Source organism: Microcoleus sp. ARI1-B5 (assembly GCF_036705795.1).
Taxonomy (GTDB): domain Bacteria; phylum Cyanobacteriota; class Cyanobacteriia; order Cyanobacteriales; family Microcoleaceae; genus Microcoleus.
Map to the genome: position 1 here is coordinate 121,807 of NZ_JAUBVK010000021.1, position 6,236 is coordinate 128,042.

Genomic DNA, 6,236 nt, shown 5'->3' on the forward strand with positions numbered 1-6,236 from the left:
GCCTGTGGTGACTCCGACGCCTGTGACGACTCCGACGCCTGTGACGACTCCGACGCCTGTGACGACTCCGACGCCTGTGGTGACGACTCCGACGCCTGTGGTGACGACTCCGACGCCTGTCACACCTACACCACCGGTGATACCACAACTGCCTACCCCGCCTGCACCTAACGGATTTAATATCAAGTTCGACTATCGTTACGATACGACTGGTTTCTTTAACGATCCTAGTCGCAAAGCAGCGCTGGAAGCAGCAGGTAAAATCTGGGAAGATGTCATCAAAAACGATTTTCCCGATATACCTGCTGGCGTATCGGGGACAATAGCCCATCCGATTACAGGGCAAGCCCAAAATGTTACTTTCGATACACCAGTTGATGACATGGTTCTGTTTGTCGGCGGTCAATCACCAGTGTTTAGTAATCCAAACTCAAACGCAGCAGGACAACTGGCTTCTGGTCAAACAGTTCGATATGACAGCATTCGACAAGCAAGACCGGGCGATATTTTTGGCAGCATCTCTTTTGAGTCAGGTCTTAACTGGTTCTTTGACCCAACACCTACAACCGTTAGTGATATTCCAGTAACCCAAAATGATTTCATTAGTGTTGCCGTACACGAAATTGGTCACTCGTTAGGTTTTTATCCCAACACGCAGGGAACGGGCCCTAACTCTCTCAATGTTAATGGTGGTAATCCGATTCCATTTATGCCAGGTGGTAATCCTCACATAGATCAAAACTTCCGAATTGATGGTCAATCACCAGTTATGTCACCAAGTGCTGGTGGACGGTTCCCAACAAGAGCAGATTTAGCAGTTTTGGCGGATAAAGGTTATCAAATTCCTAGCCTTGCTGGTTATGTCTCACAAGAAAAACCCCCGATCGCCAGCCAAAATCGTGACAACTTTTCTGGTACTGATGGTAATGATACGATCGATCTTTTAGGTGGAAATGATTTTGCCTTTGGCTATGAAGGTAATGATTTGCTATTTGGCGGTGATGGCAATGATTATTTTGAAGGTGGTGTCGGTAATGACAGCTTAATTGGTGGTCTCGGTAATGATAACATACTCGGCAAAGAAGGTAATGATGTGCTCTTTGGCGGTGATGGCAATGATTTTCTTCAAGGTGGTGTCGGTGATGATAGCTTGATTGGTGGTGCTGGTCAGGACTATTTCGTCTTTAATACCGCTCAAGATGTATTAATCGGACAAGATATCATCTACTCCTTCTCTGTCGCCGAGAATGATGTGATTCAAATTCAGGGTTCGGGGTTAACTGCAAGTACAGTTTTAAGCCAGGTCAACAGCACTGGTAAAATTACTTTTGCTTCGGGTGGTCAACTTACTGTCTTCTCTGACACTCCTTTGACTGCAAGTAATATGATCGTTCTGTAGTTGAGCGATATTTTGTAAACTAATAAGAGCGATCGCCCTTAATCTCCAAAAGTGCGATCGCCCTTGATGTCCAAAAGTGCGATCGCCTCCCATTTACCCAAAGTAATCTTCCATGATTTAATTAAAATAGCGAACTATTTTGCACTATAAAATAAAAGGCATCCTCAAACACAAAAGTGCTAAATAACATACCTAGATTACTTCCAGGTGAAAGCACAGTCGGACAGTTTGGCGACTTGAACAAAATCCGCCGCACAGGAGACAACCTTACACCCCACCATATTCCATCCGATGCTTATATGAAACAAATAGGAATCTCTGGTTACACTAGAAACAAGGGTATTGCTATCTTGATGGAACAGCCAGATCCGGGAAGGGGTGGTCGTCATCGGCGCACACAATCCTATGGACAAAGACCAGACTTTAGTCTATCACCCCGGCAAGCTCTAGCTCGTGCGGTGTGGGATGTGCGATCGATTTATCGCCAAGATCGGTTGTATACACTACAGATTAGGCGGAATTTACAACAAGTCATCAAACAAAACAAGCTGTTATGGTCAGGTACTTTTGATAAAGTGGGAAACACAAGATGAATGCTACTCAATGGATAGAAATATTAAATGCTAATAAATTCATGCGATCTGATGAAGAAGCAATGAATTTTGACTTGGCTCTAGCAGAACTAGCTCTACATCCCAACCGCGAATATTTGCCAGCACTCTATCTAGTTTTAGATGACCGATGCGAACAACATGAAGTCATGTATGGACTCATTCATTTTCTGGAGTCTTTTGAACTGAAAGACCAGTTGCAGGCATTTATTGATGCGAACGACAGGATAATTGTTAATGCTAAAGAATGGACAATGATTCTACTTTATGGAATTATCAATCAGGATTTAGCCAGAAAGTTATATAGCGAGATGTTACATTCTACCAATTCTCACAATCGGGATTTATGTACCAAGTTGCTGCAAGAAATAGCTGCTAATGAATCCCCTCCTTTATCTTCGCGTGCTGAATCTATTATTTCCGGTGCAACTGCGCTCGACATTAATATTGATGAAATTCAGAGCGATATTTCAAGCTTTCTTAAACACATTCAAGAGGGCAATATCTTGGTACTTTTGCAAGACGATCGGCCAATAGCCGAAATTAAACCTATTAAGTAAGGATGAGCGCTCGCCCCTCAACCACCTGCTAGGAAATATTTTCATAATAACGTTGAATTCGATCGGCAAAAACCGGAACTTCCTCCCTCAACCTGACAAGTAATTCATCAACAGTCAGGGGTGGATTTTTCAAATCCTCAGCTTGCTGCCAAACCAAATTAGCCATCAAATCCGGCGCAACCTCATAAAGTCGATTCAGAAAAACATCAGGGTGCAGTGCCACAATACCCCAAGGATTGAGAGACTCTGGAGGAAAATCTCTCAGGTTAGATGTAACAATAACTTGAGCTTTCGCAACAACCGCAGCCGCCGCGACATGGCGATCGCCGGGATCGTTAGTCATTTGCTGAATCAAATCCTCCGGGACTTCAACCATTGCATTGGGAAAAGCTTCCTTAAGCGCAGCCTCAAAACGCGCCGCTTTATCCCTTGTCATCCTCCCAGTATTAATAAGATTGCGAGTTGCACCGTTTAAAATTTCTTGCGACCAATACACATCATACAACCCATCTTCAGCAGCACGAAATAGCGTGTCGCGCAAGTACATAGGAAATATTACACAGGAATCCAAGACAACAGGATAGGGAGTCAGCCTGCTAGCTGTGTACTCTTTTCTCATTAAGTTCCTCTTCTTGGCTAAACTGAGCTAATTCTCTCAAAATTTCGCGACGTTTGACTGTGCGCTGCTTTTTATATGCCATTAAATCTGCTAAAGAAATCCGTCGCTCATCTCCTACGGCATACTTAATTGCCCCTTCTGACAACAATTTTATCATAAATGGTTGCGACACATTCAGCAAAATAGCTGCTTCTTCAACGGTCATATTTTGGTCGATCGGTACTAAAGATACCGCTCGATCTGCCGCCATTAAATGGACTGCTTGACGCAATAATTGATAAAGAGATTCAGGTAGGGCGATCGTCTCAGAGCCAATTTCAACAAGTTGCATTTTTAATTGCTCATAATCACCATCCTCTATCTCTTTCTCTAGCAGTCGATCTAACAAATTAATAATTTCTATTTCTTCCTGTTTTGGAAAAACCGGATCGAGAATGATTTTTTGTCTGTTCATGAGTATGCTTCTTGAATTGGTCTAATGCTACTATGCTAGCAGTTTCAACTTGTAAGCGATCGCTGGCAAAATATCCTCAACTCAAAGCAGCTATTCTCTAAAGCGATCGCCCTTCCGCAAAAAGTGCGATCGCCCCAAAGTTAACTGTCAACTTATCAAACACCGTCCCTCAAGGAAATTAACCTTGAGGATGCGGTAAATCAAACACCAATTCAAATCGGATGTTGGGCACTCGTTGCCGAAACAACTGAAGATGTCCCTCCGCATCCGATCGGCTGCGATGGCGACCCACAATCGCCCATTGCAAGCTCTTAAGCAAGCGGGCCACTGCCCACGGCTTGAGGTATCCTTCGTATTTCATAATAGAGAAGTCTCCATTGCTAAACGGAGCCAGAGCCAGCGCAGAAACTTGGTCGGTGGATGCGCTGGCTTCTGACATTACCCATAAAAATAACACAAAGTAAGCATTAGTGTGCATAAGTAAGCATAAAGCTGACTGTGGATGCACGAGCTGGACGGGCGAGGTGGCACAATAGGGGAAACTTCCAACAGATTGCAAGGCATGAGCGACAGCGAGCGGATTTCAGTGGTTTTGCCGACACAGGCTAAAAAGGATCTCGAAAAGTTGTGCGAGATCGAAAAGCGATCGATCTCCAACTTTGTCTACCTTCTGATTCAAGATGCGATCGACCAAGCAAAGGCATCCGGCAAACTCAAATCAATAGATGAGTGAAACTAAAACTCGATCGATCGTGCTTAAATTTTTAATCGGCAACTGCGAAACAACATATTTGAGCCAAACTTAGGAGAGGCAAATGAATCTAGCCGATGAAATTGCAATCAATCAAATTCAACAAGAATTAATTAGCCAAGAAGATGCAAAAAACTGGTTTTTGAGCTTCCCAACCGAAGAGCAGCAGGAGATATTGCAGCGAATATCCTATATGGCACTCCAAGCAGGAGCCCGAGAAGCAGATGTTTCCCTAGCTATTGCTCGATCAAAACTTCGCCCAACTTACACCCCTTGTGTGTTGCTGAGTAAAGGGCGATTAAAAGAACAAATAGCAAAGCTTTTGAAACTGCCGGCTTCAGAATTTATCAAAGCCTTTTTCCTGTTAATCAGTTTATTAGCAATTGCTGATGCGCGTAGGTATAGCAAATATTGTCAAGATGGTTGTAGCCACTGGTGGCACCGCGATTTGAGCGATCGCCAAGTTTTAGATGAAATTCGGCGCGAGTTGCAACAAAGCATTCTTGTTTGAGTTGTAGTAAGCGGTGACACCATCGGACGAGAGCCCTTTTACCCCTCACCCGATTCATCCAGCGTCCAATCTTCAAACCTCAAACCGGGTACACGCTCAAAATCCCGTCGATTCCGCGTCACCAAAACGCCATTTCTGGAAATCACAATAGCCGCCATCCGCAAATCCCTTGTACCGATGCGGATTCTTTGACTCACCAAATCTGTATAACAGTTGTAAGCATCTCGGTCAAAATTTAACACATTAACACTGTTGAAATATTCTACTCCATCCTGAAATCCTTTGTAAGCCCAAAGCGCGCGATCGGATTGCGAAGATTGGTTAATAACATTCAGCCACCCCCGGAGTTGTTCTTCTACAGTAATAACTGTTACAGCAATCTCTTCGGGCTTAACTTGACTAACCCGCAACTTTACAAGTGGATGCTCCTGGTTGAAAAAGCGTCAAACAATCCGTATCCAGTACCCACAGACTCATTTTACTTCCAACTCCGCATCAAGTTCCTGGTAATATGCTTCCATTTCCTCATCAAGTTGACGGCGATCGGCTTCTATGCAAGCAACCACCTCATCAAAAAGCGGATTGTCTTTATACATACCAGCAAACTTCATCCACGGATGCTCCGCTTTTGGTGGTTTTATTTCCAGAGAAATGAGTTCAGCTTTTTCTAAGCGATCGCCCAAAACTCTGCTAATATTAGTAATAGCCTCGGAGCGAGTATTCCCCTGGGCTTTACAATCGGGCAAACCCAACACGATCGCCTGATACTTTCCCTCTGTTTCCTCTTCTATGAGGACTGTCAAAGAAAAGTCAGCTAATTTTGACGACGGCTTCAGTAATAATTTGGCAGTCATGGCAGTATATTTAGATAATAACTATGCCTTTAATTCTAATTGAAACATCTATTTGAGGCAACTAGCGAGCTCCCTTTTACCCCTCACCCGACTCATCCAGCGTCCAATCTTCAAACCTCAAACCGGGCACACGCTCAAAATCCCGCCGATTCCGCGTCACCAAAACGGCATTTCTGGAAATCACAATAGCTGCAATTCGCAAATCCTGCGTACCCACGCGAATTTTTTGACGCACCAAATCAGTGTAACAATTGTAAGCATTTTGGTCAAAATCAAGCAAGTTAATACTTGTAAAGTATTTCCATGTAGCACTCAACTTTGCGTAAGCTGATATCACTTTCTCTGGTGAGTTAGCCCGCCTAATACCATTGAGTCTTCCATACACCTGTTCTTCCAATGTAATAGACATCTCCGAAAAATAAAATAAAGAGTAGGGAGAGATGGTAAAATAGATTTTTTTCGGGGCTGAGCATGAGT

Annotated in this window: 10 protein-coding genes; 4 read left to right on the forward strand and 6 right to left on the reverse strand. The window is 43.7% G+C overall.

Features of this window, described 5'->3' with window-relative positions; translation table 11 throughout:
• Positions 1 to 136 precede the first annotated feature (136 nt).
• Together QUB63_RS25110 and QUB63_RS25115 are read left to right on the forward strand one after the other, a co-directional pair.
• Entirely contained in the window at positions 137 to 1,399 is a 1,263-nt protein-coding gene (locus tag QUB63_RS25110) for a hypothetical protein (protein ID WP_332948053.1), read from the forward strand.
• A gap of 589 nt (positions 1,400 to 1,988) precedes the next feature.
• Positions 1,989 to 2,570 (forward strand): Imm30 family immunity protein, encoded by a 582-nt coding sequence (locus QUB63_RS25115; protein WP_332948054.1) that lies wholly within the window; start codon positions 1,989 to 1,991, stop codon positions 2,568 to 2,570.
• A 28-nt stretch (positions 2,571 to 2,598) separates the two neighbouring features.
• On the opposite strand, the gene QUB63_RS25120 is transcribed toward QUB63_RS25115, so the two are convergent.
• The 3 genes from QUB63_RS25120 to QUB63_RS25130 all read right to left on the reverse strand — a co-directional run bounded on the left by QUB63_RS25120 (position 2,599) and on the right by QUB63_RS25130 (position 4,082).
• Entirely contained in the window at positions 2,599 to 3,189 is a 591-nt protein-coding gene (locus QUB63_RS25120; RefSeq protein ID WP_332948055.1) for a PIN domain-containing protein, read from the reverse strand.
• Positions 3,167 to 3,643: an excisionase family DNA-binding protein gene (locus QUB63_RS25125; RefSeq protein ID WP_332948056.1), complete on the reverse strand. Its 477-nt coding sequence runs from the start codon at positions 3,641 to 3,643 to the stop codon at positions 3,167 to 3,169. Before QUB63_RS25125 ends, QUB63_RS25120 begins: the two co-directional genes overlap by 23 nt.
• 178 nt (positions 3,644 to 3,821) lie before the next feature.
• A complete protein-coding gene (locus tag QUB63_RS25130; protein ID WP_332948057.1) occupies positions 3,822 to 4,082 on the reverse strand; it encodes a hypothetical protein in 261 nt (86 codons plus the stop codon).
• Between the two features lie 63 nt (positions 4,083 to 4,145).
• On the opposite strand from QUB63_RS25130, the gene QUB63_RS25135 reads away from it, so the two are divergent.
• Both QUB63_RS25135 and QUB63_RS25140 read left to right on the forward strand, forming a co-directional pair.
• The gene (locus QUB63_RS25135; protein ID WP_332948058.1) at positions 4,146 to 4,376 is read left to right on the forward strand and encodes a ribbon-helix-helix domain-containing protein; all 231 of its coding nucleotides are present in this window, start codon (positions 4,146 to 4,148) and stop codon (positions 4,374 to 4,376) included.
• A gap of 82 nt (positions 4,377 to 4,458) precedes the next feature.
• Positions 4,459 to 4,905 carry a DUF5958 family protein gene (locus tag QUB63_RS25140; RefSeq protein WP_332948059.1) on the forward strand — a complete coding sequence of 149 codons (447 nt, stop codon included), beginning with the start codon at positions 4,459 to 4,461 and terminating at the stop codon, positions 4,903 to 4,905.
• Between the two features lie 38 nt (positions 4,906 to 4,943).
• Here QUB63_RS25140 and QUB63_RS25145 read toward each other — a convergent pair whose 3' ends face one another.
• The 3 genes from QUB63_RS25145 to QUB63_RS25155 all read right to left on the reverse strand — a co-directional run.
• Positions 4,944 to 5,315 (reverse strand): type II toxin-antitoxin system VapC family toxin, encoded by a 372-nt coding sequence (locus tag QUB63_RS25145; protein WP_332948060.1) that lies wholly within the window; start codon positions 5,313 to 5,315, stop codon positions 4,944 to 4,946.
• Positions 5,316 to 5,378: 63 nt separating this feature from the next.
• Entirely contained in the window at positions 5,379 to 5,759 is a 381-nt protein-coding gene (locus QUB63_RS25150; protein ID WP_332948061.1) for a type II toxin-antitoxin system HicB family antitoxin, read from the reverse strand.
• Between the two features lie 76 nt (positions 5,760 to 5,835).
• On the reverse strand, positions 5,836 to 6,236 hold a 401-nt coding region (locus tag QUB63_RS25155; protein ID WP_332948062.1), incomplete at its 5' end, for a type II toxin-antitoxin system VapC family toxin.